Origin of the sequence: Brevundimonas sp., assembly GCF_046299595.1 — a bacterium.
GTDB lineage: Bacteria > Pseudomonadota > Alphaproteobacteria > Caulobacterales > Caulobacteraceae > Brevundimonas.
In genome coordinates this window covers 1698370-1716661 of the sequence record NZ_JBKBHQ010000001.1, presented here as the reverse complement: position 1 = coordinate 1716661, position 18292 = coordinate 1698370, and the positions used below count along the sequence as shown (strand labels likewise).

Annotated in this window: 20 protein-coding genes; 16 read left to right on the top strand and 4 right to left on the bottom strand. The window is 68.8% G+C overall.

What is annotated here, in order from left to right; translation table 11 throughout:
- Positions 1 to 254 precede the first annotated feature (254 nt).
- The 7 genes from rpmH to dapD all read left to right on the top strand — a co-directional run bounded on the left by rpmH (position 255) and on the right by dapD (position 6036).
- On the top strand, positions 255 to 389 hold the full coding sequence (gene rpmH / locus ACK4E3_RS08420; protein ID WP_125255230.1) for a 50S ribosomal protein L34: 135 nt from the start codon (positions 255 to 257) through the stop codon (positions 387 to 389).
- A 65-nt stretch (positions 390 to 454) separates the two neighbouring features.
- A complete protein-coding gene (gene rnpA / locus ACK4E3_RS08415) occupies positions 455 to 928 on the top strand; it encodes a ribonuclease P protein component (protein ID WP_409699114.1) in 474 nt (157 codons plus the stop codon).
- Between the two features lie 58 nt (positions 929 to 986).
- Complete coding sequence (gene yidC, locus ACK4E3_RS08410) at positions 987 to 2801, top strand: membrane protein insertase YidC (protein WP_409699111.1); 1815 nt, start codon at positions 987 to 989, stop codon at positions 2799 to 2801.
- Positions 2802 to 2803: 2 nt separating this feature from the next.
- Complete coding sequence (yihA, locus tag ACK4E3_RS08405; protein ID WP_409699108.1) at positions 2804 to 3502, top strand: ribosome biogenesis GTP-binding protein YihA/YsxC; 699 nt, start codon at positions 2804 to 2806, stop codon at positions 3500 to 3502.
- 58 nt (positions 3503 to 3560) lie between these two features.
- Entirely contained in the window at positions 3561 to 4484 is a 924-nt protein-coding gene (gene argB, locus ACK4E3_RS08400; protein ID WP_409699104.1) for an acetylglutamate kinase, read from the top strand.
- Entirely contained in the window at positions 4481 to 5191 is a 711-nt protein-coding gene (locus ACK4E3_RS08395; RefSeq protein ID WP_409699101.1) for a pyrimidine 5'-nucleotidase, read from the top strand. The genes argB and ACK4E3_RS08395 overlap by 4 nt, the downstream gene beginning before the upstream one ends.
- The gene (gene dapD / locus ACK4E3_RS08390; protein WP_409699098.1) at positions 5188 to 6036 is read left to right on the top strand and encodes a 2,3,4,5-tetrahydropyridine-2,6-dicarboxylate N-succinyltransferase; all 849 of its coding nucleotides are present in this window, start codon (positions 5188 to 5190) and stop codon (positions 6034 to 6036) included. The genes ACK4E3_RS08395 and dapD overlap by 4 nt, the downstream gene beginning before the upstream one ends.
- Before the next feature lie 30 nt (positions 6037 to 6066).
- On the opposite strand, the gene ACK4E3_RS08385 is transcribed toward dapD, so the two are convergent.
- On the bottom strand, positions 6067 to 7317 hold the full coding sequence (locus ACK4E3_RS08385) for an MFS transporter (RefSeq protein WP_409701187.1): 1251 nt from the start codon (positions 7315 to 7317) through the stop codon (positions 6067 to 6069).
- A gap of 35 nt (positions 7318 to 7352) precedes the next feature.
- Positions 7353 to 7829, bottom strand: coding sequence for a cupin domain-containing protein (locus ACK4E3_RS08380; RefSeq protein ID WP_409699096.1), 477 nt, complete (start codon positions 7827 to 7829; stop codon positions 7353 to 7355).
- Positions 7830 to 7871: 42 nt separating this feature from the next.
- Here ACK4E3_RS08380 and dapE point away from each other — a divergent pair, with 42 nt between their 5' ends.
- Entirely contained in the window at positions 7872 to 9023 is a 1152-nt protein-coding gene (gene dapE / locus ACK4E3_RS08375; RefSeq protein WP_409699093.1) for a succinyl-diaminopimelate desuccinylase, read from the top strand.
- Between the two features lie 23 nt (positions 9024 to 9046).
- Here the strand turns inward: dapE and ACK4E3_RS08370 are convergent, their stop codons facing one another.
- On the bottom strand, positions 9047 to 10798 hold the full coding sequence (locus tag ACK4E3_RS08370; protein ID WP_409699090.1) for a hypothetical protein: 1752 nt from the start codon (positions 10796 to 10798) through the stop codon (positions 9047 to 9049).
- Positions 10799 to 11142: 344 nt separating this feature from the next.
- Here ACK4E3_RS08370 and ACK4E3_RS08365 point away from each other — a divergent pair, with 344 nt between their 5' ends.
- The 6 genes from ACK4E3_RS08365 to ACK4E3_RS08340 all read left to right on the top strand — a co-directional run bounded on the left by ACK4E3_RS08365 (position 11143) and on the right by ACK4E3_RS08340 (position 15909).
- The gene (locus ACK4E3_RS08365) at positions 11143 to 11850 is read left to right on the top strand and encodes a response regulator transcription factor (RefSeq protein WP_409699087.1); all 708 of its coding nucleotides are present in this window, start codon (positions 11143 to 11145) and stop codon (positions 11848 to 11850) included.
- On the top strand, positions 11819 to 13447 hold the full coding sequence (locus ACK4E3_RS08360; protein WP_409699083.1) for an ATP-binding protein: 1629 nt from the start codon (positions 11819 to 11821) through the stop codon (positions 13445 to 13447). The genes ACK4E3_RS08365 and ACK4E3_RS08360 overlap by 32 nt, the downstream gene beginning before the upstream one ends.
- The gene (locus tag ACK4E3_RS08355) at positions 13434 to 13880 is read left to right on the top strand and encodes an HPr kinase/phosphorylase (RefSeq protein ID WP_409699080.1); all 447 of its coding nucleotides are present in this window, start codon (positions 13434 to 13436) and stop codon (positions 13878 to 13880) included. Before ACK4E3_RS08360 ends, ACK4E3_RS08355 begins: the two co-directional genes overlap by 14 nt.
- 90 nt (positions 13881 to 13970) lie before the next feature.
- Entirely contained in the window at positions 13971 to 14396 is a 426-nt protein-coding gene (locus ACK4E3_RS08350) for a PTS sugar transporter subunit IIA (RefSeq protein ID WP_409699078.1), read from the top strand.
- Between the two features lie 3 nt (positions 14397 to 14399).
- The gene (locus tag ACK4E3_RS08345; RefSeq protein ID WP_409699075.1) at positions 14400 to 14675 is read left to right on the top strand and encodes an HPr family phosphocarrier protein; all 276 of its coding nucleotides are present in this window, start codon (positions 14400 to 14402) and stop codon (positions 14673 to 14675) included.
- A gap of 55 nt (positions 14676 to 14730) precedes the next feature.
- Positions 14731 to 15909 (top strand): aspartyl/asparaginyl beta-hydroxylase domain-containing protein, encoded by a 1179-nt coding sequence (locus ACK4E3_RS08340; protein WP_409699072.1) that lies wholly within the window; start codon positions 14731 to 14733, stop codon positions 15907 to 15909.
- Positions 15910 to 15924: 15 nt separating this feature from the next.
- Here ACK4E3_RS08340 and ACK4E3_RS08335 read toward each other — a convergent pair whose 3' ends face one another.
- Complete coding sequence (locus ACK4E3_RS08335) at positions 15925 to 16599, bottom strand: TlpA family protein disulfide reductase (RefSeq protein ID WP_409699069.1); 675 nt, start codon at positions 16597 to 16599, stop codon at positions 15925 to 15927.
- Here ACK4E3_RS08335 and argH point away from each other — a divergent pair.
- Positions 16598 to 18019, top strand: a complete 1422-nt coding sequence (gene argH, locus ACK4E3_RS08330) for an argininosuccinate lyase (RefSeq protein ID WP_409699066.1) — start codon at positions 16598 to 16600, stop codon at positions 18017 to 18019. The two genes, ACK4E3_RS08335 and argH, sit on opposite strands and share 2 nt — an antisense overlap.
- Complete coding sequence (locus ACK4E3_RS08325) at positions 18016 to 18276, top strand: hypothetical protein (protein WP_409699063.1); 261 nt, start codon at positions 18016 to 18018, stop codon at positions 18274 to 18276. Before argH ends, ACK4E3_RS08325 begins: the two co-directional genes overlap by 4 nt.
- Positions 18277 to 18292 lie beyond the last annotated feature (16 nt).

Here is an 18292-nt window from a genome sequence, read left to right as displayed (position 1 = left end):
CGGCCACCCCAATCCGGCCACCCCAATCCGGCCACCCCAATCCGGCCCGGCCCTGACCGCACCGGCTTCGTCAGCGAAAACGATACTGTCAATTTCATTGGCATTCAGCGAGGCTGAGAGGCGCAGAGGCGTTGACAGGCGCGCGTGTTCCGTCCTATACGCCCGCCTTCCGCTGCGGCGAGGCCCCAGGTGGCCCCGGTCGCGCGGTTTTCTGCCTACTGCCACCTTGTTCACTCTTACCCGGAGCCAGTCTCGTGAAGCGGACCTATCAGCCGTCCCGACTTGTGCGCAAGCGCCGTCACGGCTTCCGCGCGCGCATGGCCACCAAGAACGGTCAGAAGATCGTCGCCCGTCGCCGCGCCAAGGGCCGCAAGCGCCTGACCGCCTGATCACCCGGCCGGAGCCTCGCGCTTCAGCCCCGCGATCACGGCCGGTTCTCTCTCAGGTCTTTTCCATGAGCGAGCCAGACCCCGGCAAGTCAGATACCGGCCCCTGCAAGACCTCGAAAGCCCCGCAAGGGGCTTTTGTCGTATCCGAAAGCCCTCCCACCCCCGTGATCCATCGCCTGACGCGGCGCGCCGACTTCCTGCTGGCCGCAGGCGCGGCGAGCCAACCGCGCGGGGCCGTGGTGGTCCAGATGCGCGCGCGCGGCGACGACAGCGCGGTGATCCGCGTGGGCTTTACGGCATCGAAAAGGGTTGGCGGGGCGGTGCTTCGCAACCGGGCCAAGCGCCGCCTGCGCGAAGCGGTGCGCGCGCTTGTGCCCGTTCACGGCGTGCCCGGCAGCGACTATGTGTTCATCGCCCGGCCCGGAACACCGGCGCGCCCGTGGGAACGCTTGCTTGACGATGTGAAAAGCGCGCTGATAAGGCTCGCCGCCAAGTCTTCTTCCGCCGCAAGCGCGCCGGAGCCCGACACGCATTCATGAGCACGATCCGGCGCCCGCCCGAAAGGCGCGCACCCCGGAACGCCGACAGGAACCTTCCATGAAGTCTGACAACGCGCGCAACACGATCCTTTTCGTCGTGTGCACCGTCGCGATCCTGATCCTGTATCAGATTTTCGTGCTCGACCCGGTCACGCGCCAGCGCGAGGCGGCCCAGCCTGCGGCCAGCGAACGCACCGAGGGCCAGATCGGCGTCAGCGAGGCCGAGGCCGCCCTGGATGCCCCCGCCACCGTCGGACGCCCGGACAGCGCCATCTATGTCGACCGGCGCGAGGCGCTCTCGACCGGCTCGCGCGTCCAGATCGAGACCGAGGCCCTGCAAGGCTCGCTGTCGCTCACCGGCGCGCGCTTCGACGACCTGTTCCTGCGCCGCTACAACGAGACCCTCGATTCCGAACAGCCCGTCGAACTGTTCCGCCCGCGCGGGGCCGAGTTCTCATACTTTGCCCAGTTCGGCTGGCTGGGTCAGAACATCCCCGGCCTGCCCGACGACAGCACCGAGTGGCGACTGACCGAGGGCGACACCCTGGCCGTGGGCCGCCCCATCACCCTTACCTATGACAACGGAGCGGGCCTGCGCTTCACCCGGCGCATCGAGATCGACGAGAACTATATGTTCACCGTCACCGACACCGTCGCCAACCTGGGCACCCAGCCGGTGACGCTGGCCCCCTTCGGCACCGTGCGCCGCCAGGGCCTGCCCGAGGGGCTGGGCAACTGGTTCATCCTGCACGAAGGGGCCATCGGCGTGTTCGGCGAGAACGGCCGCTTCGTCTCGCAGCAGTCCAAGTACGGCGACTGGGCCAAGAACCGCCCCGAGCGCCGCCGCTCGGACGGGGGCTGGATCGGCATCACCGACAAATACTGGCTGGCCGCCCTGATCCCCAACCAGCAGCGCAATGTCGAGATGGAGTTCCGTGTCACCCAGGTCGGCGGCACCGAGGTCTATCAGACCAACATGCTGGGCCAGGCGCGCATCATCAATCCGGGCCGCCAGATCAGCGAGACCCAGCACCTGTTCGCCGGGGCCAAGCGCGCCGAGATCCTGCGCGGCTACGAAAGCACCCTGAACGTGCCCAACTTCGACCAGGCCATCGACTGGGGGATGTTCTGGTTCCTGACCCGCCCGATCTTCCTGATCGTGGAGTGGTTCTACGGGCTGGTGGGCAATTTCGGCGTGGCCATCCTGCTGCTGACCGTGGTGGTCAAGCTGATCCTGTTCCCGCTGGCCAACAAGGCCTACGAGAGCCTCTCCAAGATGCGCAACCTCGCGCCCAAGATGGAGGAGATCAAGAAGAAGCACGGCAGCGATCCCCAGAAGCAGCAGCAGGAGCTGATGGCGCTCTATCAGCGCGAGAAGATCAATCCGCTGGCGGGCTGTCTGCCGATCCTGGTGCAGATTCCGGTCTTCTATGCCCTCTACAAGGTGCTGTTCGTCACCATCGAGATGCGCCACGCGCCCTTCTTCGGCTGGATCCGCGACCTGTCCGCGCGCGACCCGACCACGGTGTGGAACGTGTTCGGCCTGCTGCCCTTCGATCCGGCCCTGCTGCCGGGCTTCATCGGCAGCATGTTCAACGGGCCGCTGCACATCGGCATCCTGCCGATCTTCTATGGTCTGACCATGTGGCTGCAGCAGGCCATGAATCCGCCGCCGCCCGATCCGGTCCAGCGCCAGATCTTCGCCTTCCTGCCGTTCGTGTTCACCTTCATCATGGCGCCGTTCGCGGCGGGCCTGCTGATCTACTGGGCATGGAACAACGTGCTCTCGATCCTGCAGCAGTATGTGATCATGCGCCGCTTCAAGGCCGAGAACCCCATCGACACCTTCCTCGCCCGCTTCAGGAAGGCGTGAGGGTGAGCGAAGCGGCGCCAAGCCTGTTCACGGACGAGGCGCTGGAGAGCGCGCGGGTGCTGTTCGCGCGCCCGGCCACCTTCGTCATGGGCTGCGCCAAGATCGAGCAGCTGCCCGCGCCCGACCTGCCCGAGATCGCCTTTGCCGGGCGCTCGAACGTGGGCAAGTCCAGCCTGATCAACGCGCTGGTGGGCATGAACAAGCTGGCGCGCGCCTCCAACGAGCCGGGGCGCACGCGCGAGGTGAACTTCTTCGATCTGGACGGGCGGCTGCGTCTGGTCGACCTGCCCGGCTATGGCTGGGCCAAGGCGTCCAAGGGCGAGGTGAAGCGCTTTCAGAACCTGGGGCGCGACTACCTGCGCGGGCGCGTCACCTTGAAGCGGGTCTATCTGCTGATCGACAGCCGCCATGGCCTGAAAAAGGTCGACGAGGAGGCGCTTGAGGCCCTCGACGTGGCTGCCGTCAGCTATCAGATCGTCCTGACCAAGGCCGACAAGATCAAGCCACCCGCGCGCGAAAAGGTGCGCGAGGAGACCCTCAGGGCCATCTCCCGGCGACCGGCCGCCTTTCCGCGCGTGGCCGTCACCTCGTCCGAAAAGGGCATCGGCATGGCCGAGCTGCGCGCCGAGGCGGCTCTGGCGTGCGGCCTGCTTGATCCCGAGGACGCCCTGCGCAAGGCGGTCGACCCCGCCGCCGGCTGAGGCCTGCGCTCATCTTTGCCGTGACAGCGTCACATGATCGCGCTATCGCGCCGCCATCATGGAAGAAAGCCTTCGTCAATCCGAGGAGCGCGGCTGGGCCACGGCACGGACCCTGGCCGAGGCCCTGCCCTACATCCAGCGCTATGACCGCCAGACGGTGGTGGTCAAGTACGGCGGTCACGCCATGGGCGAGAGTTCGGTCGCGCGCCAGTTCGCCGCCGACATCGTGCTGCTCAAGCTGCTGGGCGTTCACCCGGTGGTGGTGCACGGCGGCGGGCCGCAGATCTCTGCCATGCTGGACCGGGCGGGCGTGAAGTCGAACTTCGTCGACGGCCTGCGCGTCACCGACCAGAACACCATGGAAATCGCCGAGATGGTGCTGTCGGGCGCCGTCAACAAGGAGATCGCCCACTGGATCACCATGGCCGGTCAACAGGCCGACGTGCGCGGCATCGGCCTGTCGGGCAAGGACGCGGGGCTGCTCACGGTGGCCCGCACCACCCGCACCCGCCGCGATCCCGACAGCATGATCGAGCAGCAGGTGGACCTTGGCTTCGTGGGCGAGCCGACGCGCGTGGACGCCAAGCTGATCGAGCGCCTGATCAGCTCGGATGCCGACTGGGTGCCCGTGATCGCGCCCATCGGCGTGTCCGAGGCGGGCGAGACCTACAACGTCAATGCCGACACCGTGGCCGGGGCCGTGGCCGGCGCGCTGCGGGCCAAGCGCATGCTGCTGCTGACCGATGTGCCCGGCGTGCTCGATGCCGACGGCCAGCTCATCCGCCAGATGAGCGTGGCCGATGCGCGCGCCCTGATCGCCGACAAGGTCGCTACCGGCGGCATGATCCCCAAGCTTGAGACCGCCATCAATGCCGTCGAGGCGGGCGTCGAGGCCGTGGTCATTCTGGACGGGCGCCGTCCCCATGCCATGCTGGTCGAGCTGTTCACCGAGCATGGTGCCGGAACCATGGTGAAGGCGTGAGCCCACCATCGCTGAGCGAGGTTCGCCACTGGCTGTTCGACCTCGACAACACCCTCTACCCGCGCGAGACCGAGTTCATGGGTCTGATCGAGGCGCGCATCAGCGACTATGTGCGCCATGTGACGGGCCTGCCCGCCGACGAGGCGCGGGCCTTGCAGCGCAAATACCTTCTCGAGCACGGCACCACCCTTGCGGGCCTGATGATCGAGCACCGGATCGACCCCGCCCATTTCCTTGATGTCGTCCACGATGTCTCGCTCGACATCCTCGAGCCCGACGCCTCGCTCAAGGCGGCGCTGGCGCGGCTGCCGGGGCGGCGTCTGGTGTTCACCAACGGCTCCGCGCGCCATGCCGAGCGCGTGCTGGAGCGGCTGGAGCTGGCCGACCTGTTCGAGGACGTGTTCCACATCGAGGCCGCCGAACTGCGCCCCAAGCCCGACCCGTGGACCTTCGACACCATGGCCCGCCGCCACGGCGTCGAGGCGCGCCGCGCCGCCTTCTTCGAGGACACGGAAAAGAACCTCGCCCCTGCCGCCGACATGGGCATGGCCACGGTGCTGGTCGGACCGCACGGGCTTTCATCGACCGCGCCTTTCGTGCATCACCGCACCGAACACCTGGCGCCCTTCCTGCATCCGCTGGCCGATGCGGGTCAGCCGGGCGCGCCAGCCTCTCCTCCAGCCCCAGGGACCGACCGCACGTCATGACCGCCGATCTTGCCGCCACCAAGGCCGACATCGAAGCTGCCTGGGCCGAGCGCGCCTCGCTCAACCCCCAGAGCAAGGGCCCGGCCCGCCGCGCGGTCGAGGAGGCCATCGGCCTGCTGGACGAGGGCCGCTTCCGCGTCGCCGAGCGTCAGGGCGACGGCACCTGGATCACCCACGAGTGGCTGAAGAAAGCCGTACTGCTCTCGTTCCGGCTCGAGCCCAACACCATCATGCACAATGGCCGTCACGAACCGCTCGGCGTGGGGCCGTGGTGGGACAAGGTGCCCAACAAGTTCGCAGGCTGGAAGGCCAGCCACTTCGAGGACGCGGGCTTTCGCGCCGTGCCCGGTGCCCTCGTGCGCCGCGGCGCGCACATCGGGCGCAATGTGGTGCTGATGCCCAGCTTCGTGAACATCGGCGCCTTCGTGGACGAGGGCTCCATGGTCGATGCATGGGCCACGGTCGGCTCCTGTGCCCAGATCGGGCGCAATGTTCACATCTCGGGCGGTGCGGGCATCGGCGGGGTGCTGGAGCCCTTGCAGGCCACCCCGACCATCATCGAGGACAACTGCTTCATCGGCGCGCGCGCCGAGGTGGCCGAGGGCGTGATCGTGCGCGAAGGTGCGGTGCTGGCCATGGGCGTCTATCTGTCCGCCTCGACCAGGATCGTGGACCGCGCCACCGGCGAGATCACGCGCGGCGAGGTTCCGCCCTATGCCGTGGTGGTGCCCGGCGCCCTGCCCGACCCCGCTGGCGGGCCGTCGCTCTATTGCGCGGTCATCGTCAAGCGCGTCGATGCCCGGACCCGCGCCAAGACCGGCGTGAACGAGCTTCTGCGCGACTAGGGCGGCACGCGAGCAGCGCCCGCCCGCAGGTCAGAGCCTGTCGGCCCGCCGCAGGGCCGGGAACATGCGCGCCCACGCCCCCGTGGCCACCAGCGCGCCGCAGCCTCCGAACACCGCCGCACCCACAGGGCCGAGCAGGCGCACCATCACGCCCGAATAGGCTTCGCCCAGCTCGTTGCTGGCCCCGATGAACAGCATGGAGACCGAGCTGACGCGCCCCCTCATGTGATCGGGCGTGGAGAGCTGGATCAGGGTATGGCGGATATTGACGCTGATCATGTCTGCCGCCCCGCCGATCAGCAGCACCAGTCCCGACAGCCACACGATCTGCGACAGCCCGAATATCAGGGTGCAGACACCGAAAACGGCCACGGCGCTGAACATCCACAGTCCCCCGCGCCTGCGAATGGGAAAGCGCGACAGGTAAAGCGCCATCATCAGGGCTCCCACCCCGAAGGACGCGCGCAGAAAGCCGAAGCCTTCCGGGCCGACGTCGAGGATGTCGCGCGCAAAGATCGGCGTCAGCAGCGCCACGCCCGCCAGCAGCACCACCACCAGATCCAGCGAGATGGCCCCCAGCACGATCTTGGTGCGCCACACATAGGCGAGGCCCTCGCGCACCGCGGCCATGCGCGACAGGGCCGTGGCCACCCGCGGCGGCCTGCCCGAGGTGCGGATCAGCAGGAAGGATGCCAGCGCCAGCATGAACAGGCCCGCCGCCACCGCATAGGCCAGTGGCAGGGCGATGCCCACGATCACCCCGCCCAGTGCCGGTCCGGCGATGGCCCCGGCCTGAAAGGCGATGGACTGGGCGGCGATGGCCGCGGGCAGGGCGCGGCGGCCCACCACCATGGGCAGGAAGGCCTGGCTGGCCGGCGCGAGAAAGGCCCGGCAAGCCCCGAACAGCGCCGCCACGGCCAGCAGGCCCCACAGGGGCGGATCGCCGTGCAGGGCCATGGCCAGAAAGGCGGCCGCGCACAGCCCCTCGACAAGGATGGATACGGCCACGGTGCGCTTGCGGTCGCGCCGGTCGGCCATCTCGCCCGCAGGCAGGGTCAGGGCCAGCAGGGGCACGAACTGCACCAGGCCCACCAGTCCCAGATAAAGGCTCGCCTGCTCGATGGGATGGTCCTGGCGCGCGATCTCATAGACCTGCCACAGGAGGGCCGAGGACTGGGTCTGGATGCCCAGCACCGCCGCCAGACGCCCCAGCCAAAGCAGGCGGAAGTCGCGGATGCGCCACGGACTTTCCGGCCCAAGGCTTTCCTCGGGCCGGGGCAGGCGGCCCGGTTCGGGATTTTCGGGGGCGTCTAGGCTCACGTGCGCCGCTGATACTTCGGATAGGGCGTACCGTCGCGGTGGAAATAGCGATCCGCCCCCTTTGGCAGGACCATGTCGATGTCAGGATAGTCGCAGGCGTCGCCGCCCGGTGTGCGGGTTCCGACCTCAAGCAGGACGGCCACGTCGCCAGAGCGGTTCTCGATCTTGTGGCCGTTGGCCACGCCAGCTTTGAAACCCGCGCAGTCGCCCGCGTTCAGAATGGTCTCGCCGTCTTCCTCGACCAGCACCACCTGCCCCTCGATCACCCACACGAACTCGTCCTCGCCTTCGTGCCAGTGGCGCTGGCTGGACCAGTCGCCCGGCGACAGTTGCAGCAGGTTGACTCCGAACTGGCTCAGACCGGCCGCATCGCCAAGGCGCCAGCGCCTGCGGCCCAGACAGGGCCCGGCGTGCTCGTCGGGATAGCTGGTCCCGTGGCCGGTCGGGGCGGTTTCAGGATCAATCTTCGGCATGACGGCCTTCTCGCGGGCGGCGGCCCGTCATAAAGCTGGGCCATGAACGCATCTGTCGATCCCGTGCGCCTGACGCAAGACCTGATCCGCATTCCCTCCATCACCCCCGCCGACGAGGGGGCCATGGATCTGGTGCAGGCCCAGCTGGAGCGGCTGGGCTTTGCCTGCCGCCGCATGGCCTTCGAGGGCATAGAGAACCTCTATGCCCGGCGCGGCAGCGAGGGGCCGAACCTGTGCTTTGCGGGTCATACGGACGTGGTGCCCCCAGGCCCGCTCGATGCATGGCGCCATCCGCCCTTTGCCGCCGAGATCGAGGACGGTGTGCTGTATGGGCGCGGCGCGGCCGACATGAAGGGCTGCATCGCCGCCTGGATCGCGGCGCTGGACGATGTGCTGGCCGAAGGCGCGGTGCGCGGGTCGCTGTCGCTGCTGATCACCGGCGACGAGGAGGGGCGCGCCATTCATGGCACCCGGGCGGTCGTCGAGGTGTTGCGGGACGAAGGCGAGGTCATCGACGCCTGCGTGGTGGGCGAGCCGTCCTCGGTGCTGGCGCTGGGCGACACCATCAAGATCGGGCGGCGCGGCTCGCTCAACGCCTGGATCACCGTCGAGGGCCGTCAGGGCCATGTCGCCTATCCCGAGCGCGGCGCCAATCCCATCCCCGTGCTGCTCGACCTGCTGGAGGTGCTGCGCGCCCATCGCCTCGATGACGGCTTTCCCGAGTTTCCGCCCTCCAATCTGGAGATCACCACGCTGGACGTGGGCAATCCCGCCACCAATGTCATTCCAGAAAAGGCGACGGCGCGGCTGAACATCCGCTTTAACCCCAACCACTCGGGCGAGAGCCTGACGCGCTGGCTGCGCGAGAGCGCCGACCACATCGCCGGGCTGCGCGCCCTTCCCGTCCGTGTCGAGACCCTGTGGTCGGGCGATGCCTTCCTGACCGAGCCCGGCCCCTTCGTCACCCTGGTGCAGGATACGGTCGAGGCCGTGACCGGCACGCGCCCGGTCGCCTCGACCTCGGGGGGCACGTCCGATGCGCGCTTCATCCGTGCCCTGTGCCCGGTGGTGGAGCTGGGTCTGGTGGGCCAGACCATCCATCAGATCGACGAGCGCGTGCACGTAGATGAAATCGCGGCCCTGCGCGATGTCTATGCCGCGCTGATCCGGCGCTTCTTCGAGCAGCCGCTCTAGACGGCCCTCTCTGGGCGGCCTCTCTAGGCAGCCATGCCCGAGCCCAGCCCGGCGCTCGCCATCAGGGTGCGGATCGGGCCGAGCGCATCGGGCGTCTCTGCGAGGGCAGCGCGGGTGCCGGGCTGGCGCAGCAGCTTCAGCGCCTCGGCCCTGGCCCGCTCGCTGGCGGGGCCAAGCGGCGCGCTCTCGCCCGTGGCCATGCGCAGCAGGGCCGTCACCTTCTGAAGCACGGGCGCGCCGGTGCGGGCAAGGCCACTGATCAGGCGTGCATCGGCCTCGACAAGGCAGCCCAGCCGCCCGAGCGCCTCGGTGATCTCGTCGTTTTCCTTCTCGGGCAGGCCTGCGAGGCGCACCCCGCGCTGCACGCTCGCCAGCCAGTGCAGCCGCGCGCCTGCGGGCCGGTTCCATTCGCGCACGGCCTTCTCCAGCCGCAGCGAGCAGACCGTGGCCGACAGCCAGCGCCCGGCGGCGCGCTTGTTGGCCAGCCCGGTGACGTTCTCGCACAGCTTCAGCAGGGCCTCGGCCTCCTCCGGCGCGCTGAGGCCCTGACCGATGTAGGCACCCACGAAATCCGCCGTCACCAGCGCCTTGGAGCGCTCGACAAAGGCGTTCTGCACATCGTCAAGCGACAGCAGCCGCCCCGCCGAAGCGGTCAGGGCCATGGCCAGGGCGCGCAGGATCTCGATCTCTCCGACCGCATCGCGCCGGCGCAGGCGCCTGGGGCTCATCAGTTCGCGCAGCACCCGGCGCGCCATGGCATTGGACAAGAGCGGATAGAAGCCGGACGAAAGCTGATCCGCCAGCCGCGCCGTCGGCCCCTCGATGGGCGGGATCAGCTCGCCGAGGCGCGCATCGCTGGCGATCAGGGCCTCGACCTCGCGCGGGGCGGCCATGCGCGCCATGACCGCCAGGGTCTCGCCCAGATCGAGCGAGGGGCCGATGATCTCGGCCATGGCCGCGCCCGAGCCCACCATCTCGATCAGCACCTGCTCTATGGCCACCAGGCACAGGGCACGCGGCTGTCCGTCCTTGGGTGCCGCATCGGCCAGGTCCACCAGCCGGGTCAGCCGGTCACGCCAGTTGCGCGCGGGCGCCAGATACCGCGCCACCGTCCCGCCCATCAGGAACGCGCGCTCGGGATCCTCGGCCAGCCGCACCGCCACGCGGGCAATGGTCTCGGTGCCCAGATCGGCAAAGCGACCCTTCTTGCCCGTGCGGATCACCCGCTCCATGGCGCCATCGCCCAGCCGCTGATAGTGGCGCACCAGCTCGTGCACCGGCTGGCCGGTATCCTGGGCCTCGGGCACGGCGATCTTCTGGATGGCGTGCTGATACTCGACGCCCGAGGCTTCCAGCTTCTCGACCAGATCGGGCCGATGCATCAGCTCAAAGGCCGTCACGCCGTGACGTCCCAGCCAGTCCTCGAGAACACGGGCGATCAGCTCGCGGGCATGGGGCGTATAGAGATCGGCAGGCGCGTTGCAGTTGGACTGATGGCCCTCGTTCCTGACCGAGCGCGGCTTGGGCGGCTCGGGCGCACCGCGTTGCAGCACGGTGACGCTCTGGAACTCCATGGTGTCGATGTCGAGGGTTTCCTTGGTCACGCGCACCGCAACCGCGCGCTTGTCCGCCAGCATCTCCTCGGCGACCTCGAAGGCCTGAGCGCGCACCTCCGTCGCCTGCAGAAGCGCCCAGGGCGACTGCACGGTCTTGCGCGTATAGACCTCGAAGTGAACCGGACCCGCCATCACGCGATACTCGCCCTCTGAAGCCATGATCCCCCGGTGCGGAGCCTGTTCGCCCTCATTGCCGGTGGTGAGCGGGCACCATGACACACAGGGCTTAAGCACGGGTTAGGGCATGCACCCACCCAGCGTTGCAGCACGACAAGCCTTGCCGTAGTCTCGCCGCGAATACCGCCTAGCTGGTCGTGATGGCCCGCGACGCGGTCTGCCCGCCCCGCCCGCCGCGCAGCGGGCGAAAGCGAACATTTGGCGGGGGCGTGCGTTTAAGGGCCACGGCGCAATCGCGCGCCCGCTCCTACATCCCGTGCGGACCATCTCGGCCCGTGCGGACCATTTCGGCCCGTGCGGACCATTTAGGATTGAGGTGAAACTCCATGGCCAAGATCACCCTGGTGGACGACGACGAGAACATCGTCGCCTCGGTCTCGGTGGCACTCGAGAGCCACGGCCACACCGTGAAGGCCTATCATGACGGCGCGGCGGGCCTTGCCGCACTGGAGAGCGATCCGCCCGATCTGGCCATTCTCGACGTGAAGATGCCGCGCATGGACGGCATGGAGGTGCTGCGTCGCCTGCGCCAGAACTCCAGCCTGCCGGTCATCATCCTGACCTCCAAGGACGACGAGATCGACGAGGTGCTCGGCTTCAACCTCGGGGCCGACGACTACATGCACAAGCCCTTCAGCCAGCGCCTGCTGCTGGAGCGCGTCAAGGCCGTTCTGCGCCGTGCGGGCACCGAGACGGGCGATGCGGCCGGCGATGCCGAGGCCGCCAACACCCGCGCCATCCGCCGGGGCAAGCTGTCCATGGACCCGGCGCGCCACGAGTGCACCTGGGACGGCAAGCCCGTGAAGCTGACCGTGACCGAGTTCCTGCTCTTGCAGGCGCTGGCCCAGCGCCCCGGCTTCGTGAAAAGCCGCGACAGCCTGATGGACGCCGCCTATGACGATCAGGTCTATGTGGACGACCGCACCATCGACAGCCACGTCAAGCGGATGCGCAAGAAGTTCCGGGTGGTCGATCCCGAGTTCGACGCGATAGAAACCCTTTATGGCGTCGGATACCGTTACCGGGAAAGCTGAGGGCCCGACCCTCCCGTCAAGGCGCCGCCTGAGGGCCCGCCACACGCTCTCGCGCTGGCGCTTTCCCGGCTCGCGGCTCGGCGGGCTGATCCTTTTCCTGAACCTGCTCAGCCTGATGATCCTGTTCGTTGGCGCCCTGGCGCTGAACGAGTGGCGGCGCGGGCTGGTGGATGCGCGCCTCGATTCGCTGGAGGCCCAGGCCGAGCTTCTGTCCAATCTGCTGGGCGAGACACAGGTGACGCGCGGCGAGCCCTTCCCCGCCTTTGATGCGCTGGGTGCCGCCCTGCTGCTGCGCGACAACTTCGTGCCCCAGGGTCAGCGCGCGCGCCTGTTCGACATCGACGGCCTTCTGGTGGCCGACAGCTACAACGTCACCGAGATCATTGCCGGAGAGCCCCTGCCCCCGGCCCGGCCATCGGGCTCGGCCGAGCGCAGCCGCATCAACCCCGAACAGGAACAGGCGCGGCTTGAGCGCGCGCGCATCGCGCTGGGCAACGAGGTCGACGCGGCGCTGGATGGCGAGACCCAGCGGGGCCTGCGCCTGTCCGAGAGCGGCGATCAGGTGGTGTCGGTCTCCATCCCCATCCGCCATGTGCAGAGCGTGCTGGGGGTCCTGACGCTCGAGGCAGGCGACGTGGAGGAGATTCTCTCGGCCCAGCGGCGCGCCCTGACGCCCTTTGCCATCGTCGCCTTCGGCGTCAGCCTGCTGACCTCGTTCCTGCTGCATCTGTTCATCGCCCGACCCGTTCTGCGCCTGGCGTCCGCGGCCGATCAGGTGCGCCTGGAGCGCGCGCGCGCCATCTCGCTTCCCGATCTGGAGCGGCGTGAGGACGAGATCGGCGATCTGGCCCGCTCGCTCGAGACCATGACCGCCACCTTGTCCAACCGCATGGATGCCATCGAGCGCTTCGCCGCCGATGTGGCCCACGAGATCAAGAACCCCCTCACCTCGATCCGCTCGGCCATCGAGACGCTGGAGCTGGTGAAGGACGACAGCGCCAAGGCGCGCATGATCGCGGTGCTGCAACAGGACGTGCGCCGCCTCGACCGCCTGATAACCGACATCTCCAATGCCTCGCGCCTCGATGCGGAACTGTCGCGCGATGCGCCCCGGCCCATCGACCTGACGCGCCTGCTGGGCGACATCATCGCCACCTATGATCCCGCCGTGGGTGCCGAGAACGTGAGCGTGAGCCTCACCGCCCCGGACGAGCCGGTCGAGGTGGTCAGCCGCGAAGGCCCGCTGGGTCAGGTGTTCCGCAACCTGATCGACAACGCCCGCTCGTTCAGCCCGCCGGGCGGCGAGGTGCGAGTCTGCCTCGACGAGGGCGACGACCCGCTCAGGCCTATCCGCATCATCATCGAGGATGACGGCCCCGGCATTCCGCCCGAGAACCTCGAAACCGTCTTCGAGCGTTTCTACACCTCGCGCCCGCGCGGCACGGCCTTTGGCAACAACTCCGGCCTTGGCCTGTCCATCGCCCGCCAGATCGTCACCTCGAATGACGGCCTGATCCACGCCGAGAACCGCATGAGCGCGGACGGAACGGTGGCGGGTGCGCGTTTCGTGGTCGAACTGCCCCATGCGCGGGTCTGACACCCTGCACGCCAGCCTGGTCGCGCGCCATCGCCCCTTCGGCTGGCAGGGCGTGCTGATCTTCGGGCCGAGCGGTTCGGGCAAGAGCGATCTGGCCCTCAGGATGTGCGCGCGCGGCTTTCGTCTGGTCGCGGACGACCGCGTCTGCGTCTGGCCGAGCAGCGGGCGGCTCTATGGGGCGGCCCCTGAGCGCCTGAAGGGCCTGATCGAGGTGCGCCATGTGGGCATCATCGCCTGCACCGGCCTCGATCTGGCCCGCATCGCCCTTGCGGTCACGGACTGCGGCGAGACGCTGCCTGAGCGCCTGCCCGAACCCGGAGTCCGCACCCTTGAGGGCGTGAGCGTGCCCGCACTCGACCTGCGCCTGCGCGAGCCCGCCACGCCCGAGCGCCTGATCGCCGCCCTCGATCACCTGCGTGCTGGCCCGGTGTGACGCGAAGGCGTCTTCCCTGAACGCCCGTCTCGTCCTATGGCTTGAGCCTGAGGTGCCCCCGCAGGGGCGTGGATGAAGTCCGCCGAAAGCATGAGTGAGCGCGTCATCGGTCTTGTCATCGTCACCCACGGCGGGCTGGCGCGCGAGTTTCTCGCCGCCATGGAGCACGTCGTCGGGCCACAGCGCAACGTGGCCGCCGTCTGCATCGAGGCGGACGACGACATGGAGCGGCGGCGCCGCGACATCCTCACGGCGGCCTCGGCCGTCGACGAGGGCGCGGGCGTGATCCTGCTGACCGACATGTTCGGTGGCACCCCGTCCAATCTGGCCATCTCGACCATGGAGGAGACGCGCGCCGAGGTGCTGTGCGGCATCAACCTGCCCATGCTCATCAAGCTGGCCGGGATTCGCGGGCGCGAGCCCTTCGAGGCCTGCGTGGCCCAGGCGGTCGAGGCGGGGCGCAAATACATCGCGGCGGCCTCGTGGCTGCTCAAGCCCGACCGCGCCGCGGGCTGAGCGGTGGCGGCCCTCTCGCGCGTGATCGAGATCTGCAACAGCCGCGGGCTGCACGCGCGCGCCTCGGCCAAGTTCGTCAAGCTGGCGTCGGGCTTCGAGGCCGACATCCGCGTCAGCCGCGAGGGCAGCACCGTGGACGCGCGCTCGATCATGGGCCTGCTGATGCTGGGCGCTGGCATCGGCTCCACCATCGAGATCAGCGCCGAGGGGCCCGATGCCGAGGCCGCGCTGGACGCCCTTGCCGATCTGGTCGGCTGCCGCTTCGAGGAAGAGCACTGAGCGGACCCGTGCCTCGGCCATTGACGCCATCAGGCCTGCGCGCCAGCGTGGGGCAATGAGCACCGCCTACGACCCCGCCCGCGAGGCCAACAGCGCCGGTATCGCCCTGCAACAGGGCCGTTTCGATGAGGCCGCCGCCGGATTCGCGCGCGTCTGCGCCCATCCCGGAGCCGATGCACGCGCCTTCTTCGGCCTGGCCTATGCCCGGCGCGGGCTCGACGACTGGCCCGGCGCGCTTGCGGCCATCGACGAGGTGCTGCGCCGCGAGCCGCGCAACATTCCCGCCCTGATCTTTCGCGGCGACGGCTTCGTGGCCCTTGGCGACCTGCGTGCAGGGGCCAGCTTCTATCAGAGCGCGCTCAAGCTGGCGGACGGAGCGAGCAACCTGCCCGCAGCCCTGATCGCGGACCTGCGCCGCGTGGAGCAGGCGTGCCTCGACATCAGCGCGCGCTTCGCCGCCCATCTGAACGAGGGTCTGGCCGCGCGCGGCGTCACCCCCGGCCAGACCTCGGCGCGCTTCGCCCATGCGCTGGGCACCTTGCTGGGCGAGACGCGCGCCTATCGCCAGCAGCCGCGCTATTTCTACTATCCGGGCCTTGCCGACATCGGTTTCTATCCGCGCGAGACCCTGCCCTGTCTCGATGCCATCGAGGCGGCCTTTCCGGCCATCCGCGAGGAGCTGTCCGCCCTGATGCGCGCCGAGGCGGCGTTCGCCCCCTACGTCGAGACGCGCGCCGATCGCCCCAACACCGGTCAGGCAGGCATGGCGGGCAACGATGACTGGAGCGCGCTTTATCTGGTCCGCGACGGCCACGAGATCGAGCAGACCGCGCGCACCTGCCCGGCCACCATGGCTGCACTCGAAGAGATGCCGCTCACCCGCATCGAGGACCGAACGCCCTCGGTGCTGTTCTCAAGGCTGAAGGGCGGTGCGCGCATCCCGCCGCACACGGGCCTGATGAACACGCGCCTGATCTGTCACCTGCCCCTGATCGTGCCCGAGGGCTGCGCCTTTCGCGTCGGTCACGAGACGCGGCCGTGGCGCGAGGGCGTGGCCTGGGGCTTTGACGACACCATCGAGCACGAGGCGTGGAACGACAGCACTCATGATCGCGTGATCCTGATCTTCGATGTCTGGAAGCCAGAGATCGGCCAGCAGGAGCGCGCCGAGCTGACCGCCCTGTTCGAGACCATCAACGACTTCGGTGGTGGCGCGCGGCCCTGGGATGCATGAGGCCCCCGAGGCCCGTCAGCTCCCGTCGGCGATCAGGGCATCGAACAGCGCGCGCGCCTCGGGACTCGACCAGTCCGCCTCGCCGGCCTTCCACGCCACGATGCGCCCCTGGCGATCCAGCACATAGGTCTGGGGCATGAGCTGCCCGCCCGGCAGTTCGAAGGGCAGGCGGAAGGTCGGATCGGAATAGAACTCCAGCGGCTCGTTCACGTCGAGAAAGCTGCGCGCATTGCTGATGGCGTCCTCGCCCGTGTCGACATTGATCGCCACCACCTTCAGCACCGCCGGGTCGTAGTGGCGTTGCAGGGCGGCCAGTGTGGGCATCTCGATGCGGCACGGCGCGCACCACATGGCCCACAGGTTCACCACCGTGATCTGGCCCTGAAAGGCGCTGAAATCGACGGGCTCTCCCGCGCGGTCCTGAAAGGTGTAGGCGATGATGGGCTCAGGCTCGGCAGGGGTGTTCAGGCTGGCGATCGAGCCAGTGGCATAGCGTGACAGCGCGCTTTGCCCGGCTGTGGCCTCAACTTGCTGTTGGAAAGGGCCCAGCCTCATGGCGTATAGGACGCCCAGCGTCGTGACGGCGAGCAGCCCCGCGGCCACCAGCAACACCACCAGCCAGCCCAGCGGCGAGCGCGCCTTTGGCTCGTCCGTCTGCGGCCCGCCACCCGAACCTGAGGTCTCTGCCATGGCCCCGCCTCCCATATCGCCGCCGGAAACGCCCGGACAGCCCACCGGACAGAGCCTATGGGGTGGACGCTTCTCAGCCAAGCCCGCAGATGTCATGCAGGCGATCAATGTGTCCATCGGCACCGACCAGCGCCTGTGGCGTCAGGACATCGAGGGCTCGCGCGCCCACTGCGAGATGCTGGCGGCCAGCGGCATCATCGGGCGCGAGGACGCGGACGCCATCTTGTCGGGGCTGGACCAGATCGAGGCCGAGATCAGCGAGGGGCGCTTTCCCTTCCGCGAGGCCTTCGAGGACATCCACATGAACATCGAGGCGCGTCTGGCCGAGCTGATCGGCGAGGCGGCCGGGCGGCTGCACACCGCGCGCTCGCGCAACGATCAGGTCGCCACCGACTTTCGCCTGTGGGTGCGCGAGCAGGCCGATCAGGTCATGGCCCTTATCACCGAGGTGCAGCGCGCCCTGCTCGATCAGGCCGAGCGCCATGCCGAGGTCATCATGCCCGGCTTCACCCACCTGCAACCGGCCCAGCCCGTCACCTTCGGCCATCACCTGATGGCCTATGTCGAGATGCTGGCGCGCGACCGGGGGCGCTTTCAGGATGCGCGCGCGCGTCTGAACGAATGTCCGCTGGGCGCTGCCGCCCTGGCCGGATCGCCCTTTCCCATCGACCGGCACCGCACGGCAGCCGTCCTCGGCTTCGAGCGGCCCATGCGCAACTCCCTCGATGCCGTTTCGGCGCGCGACTTCGCCCTTGAGGTGCTGGCGGCAGCCTCGATCCTCGGCGGTCACCTCTCGCGCCTGTCTGAAGAGATCGTGGTGTGGATGACGCCCCAGTTCGGCTTCGTGCGCCTGCCCGATGACCTGACCACCGGCTCGTCGATCATGCCCCAGAAGCGCAATCCCGATGCCGCCGAGCTGGTGCGCGCCAAGACCGGGCGGCTGACGGGCGCTTTCGTGGCGCTGTCCACGGTCATGAAGGGCCTGCCGCTGGCCTATTCCAAGGACATGCAGGAGGACAAGCCGCCGGTGTTCGAGGCCATGGATGCCCTGATGCTGGCGCTCAATGCGACCCTGGCCATGGTGCGCGCCCTGCGCCCGGACGAAGGCCGTATGCTGGCGGCGGCGGGATCGGGCTATTCGACCGCCACCGATCTGGCCGACTGGCTGGTGCGCGAGCTGAACCTGCCCTTCCGCCAGGCCCACCACATCACCGGGCGCGCGGTCATGATGGCGGAGACGGCGGGCGTCGGGCTGGACGATCTGTCGCTGGACCAGCTCCAGAGCCTTGAACCGCGCATCCATTCGGGCATCTATGAGGTTCTGTCCGTGAAGGCCTCGGTCAACAGCCGCCAGTCCCATGGCGGTACGGCCCCCGATCAGGTGCGTGCGCGCATCCGCCAATGGAAGGAAATGCTGTGAGACCAGAGATCAGCCCAGAGATTCGCCCCACTCGCCTTGCCACGCTGGCGCTCGCCGCCCTGATGATGGCCGCTGTCGCCGCGTGCGGCCGCTATGCCGATCTGGAGCCCCCGCGCGAGACCGAGCGGGCCCAGCGCTCGTCCACCGGCCCCGATGTCGTCGAGCCCGGCACGGTCAACCAGCCGCCGCGCCAGCTTCCCATCGACGGGGGGCCGAGCAATCCTCGCGGCGGTGCCGGCAACCGTCCCGACCGCTGACCTGATCGCGGGGCCT

Coding starts and splice junctions, on each gene's coding strand:
- ACK4E3_RS08365 (WP_409699087.1), top strand. CDS start 11,143: ATGGCCAAGATCACCCTGGTGGACGACGACGAGAACATCGTCGCCTCG.
- argH (WP_409699066.1), top strand. CDS start 16,598: ATGGCCCCGCCTCCCATATCGCCGCCGGAAACGCCCGGACAGCCCACC.
- ACK4E3_RS08335 (WP_409699069.1), bottom strand. CDS start 16,599: ATGGCAGAGACCTCAGGTTCGGGTGGCGGGCCGCAGACGGACGAGCCA.
- argB (WP_409699104.1), top strand. CDS start 3,561: ATGGAAGAAAGCCTTCGTCAATCCGAGGAGCGCGGCTGGGCCACGGCA.
- dapE (WP_409699093.1), top strand. CDS start 7,872: ATGAACGCATCTGTCGATCCCGTGCGCCTGACGCAAGACCTGATCCGC.
- ACK4E3_RS08350 (WP_409699078.1), top strand. CDS start 13,971: ATGAGTGAGCGCGTCATCGGTCTTGTCATCGTCACCCACGGCGGGCTG.
- ACK4E3_RS08355 (WP_409699080.1), top strand. CDS start 13,434: ATGCGCGGGTCTGACACCCTGCACGCCAGCCTGGTCGCGCGCCATCGC.
- ACK4E3_RS08360 (WP_409699083.1), top strand. CDS start 11,819: ATGGCGTCGGATACCGTTACCGGGAAAGCTGAGGGCCCGACCCTCCCG.
- rnpA (WP_409699114.1), top strand. CDS start 455: ATGAGCGAGCCAGACCCCGGCAAGTCAGATACCGGCCCCTGCAAGACC.
- ACK4E3_RS08380 (WP_409699096.1), bottom strand. CDS start 7,829: ATGCCGAAGATTGATCCTGAAACCGCCCCGACCGGCCACGGGACCAGC.
- ACK4E3_RS08370 (WP_409699090.1), bottom strand. CDS start 10,798: ATGGCTTCAGAGGGCGAGTATCGCGTGATGGCGGGTCCGGTTCACTTC.
- yidC (WP_409699111.1), top strand. CDS start 987: ATGAAGTCTGACAACGCGCGCAACACGATCCTTTTCGTCGTGTGCACC.
- ACK4E3_RS08340 (WP_409699072.1), top strand. CDS start 14,731: ATGAGCACCGCCTACGACCCCGCCCGCGAGGCCAACAGCGCCGGTATC.
- dapD (WP_409699098.1), top strand. CDS start 5,188: ATGACCGCCGATCTTGCCGCCACCAAGGCCGACATCGAAGCTGCCTGG.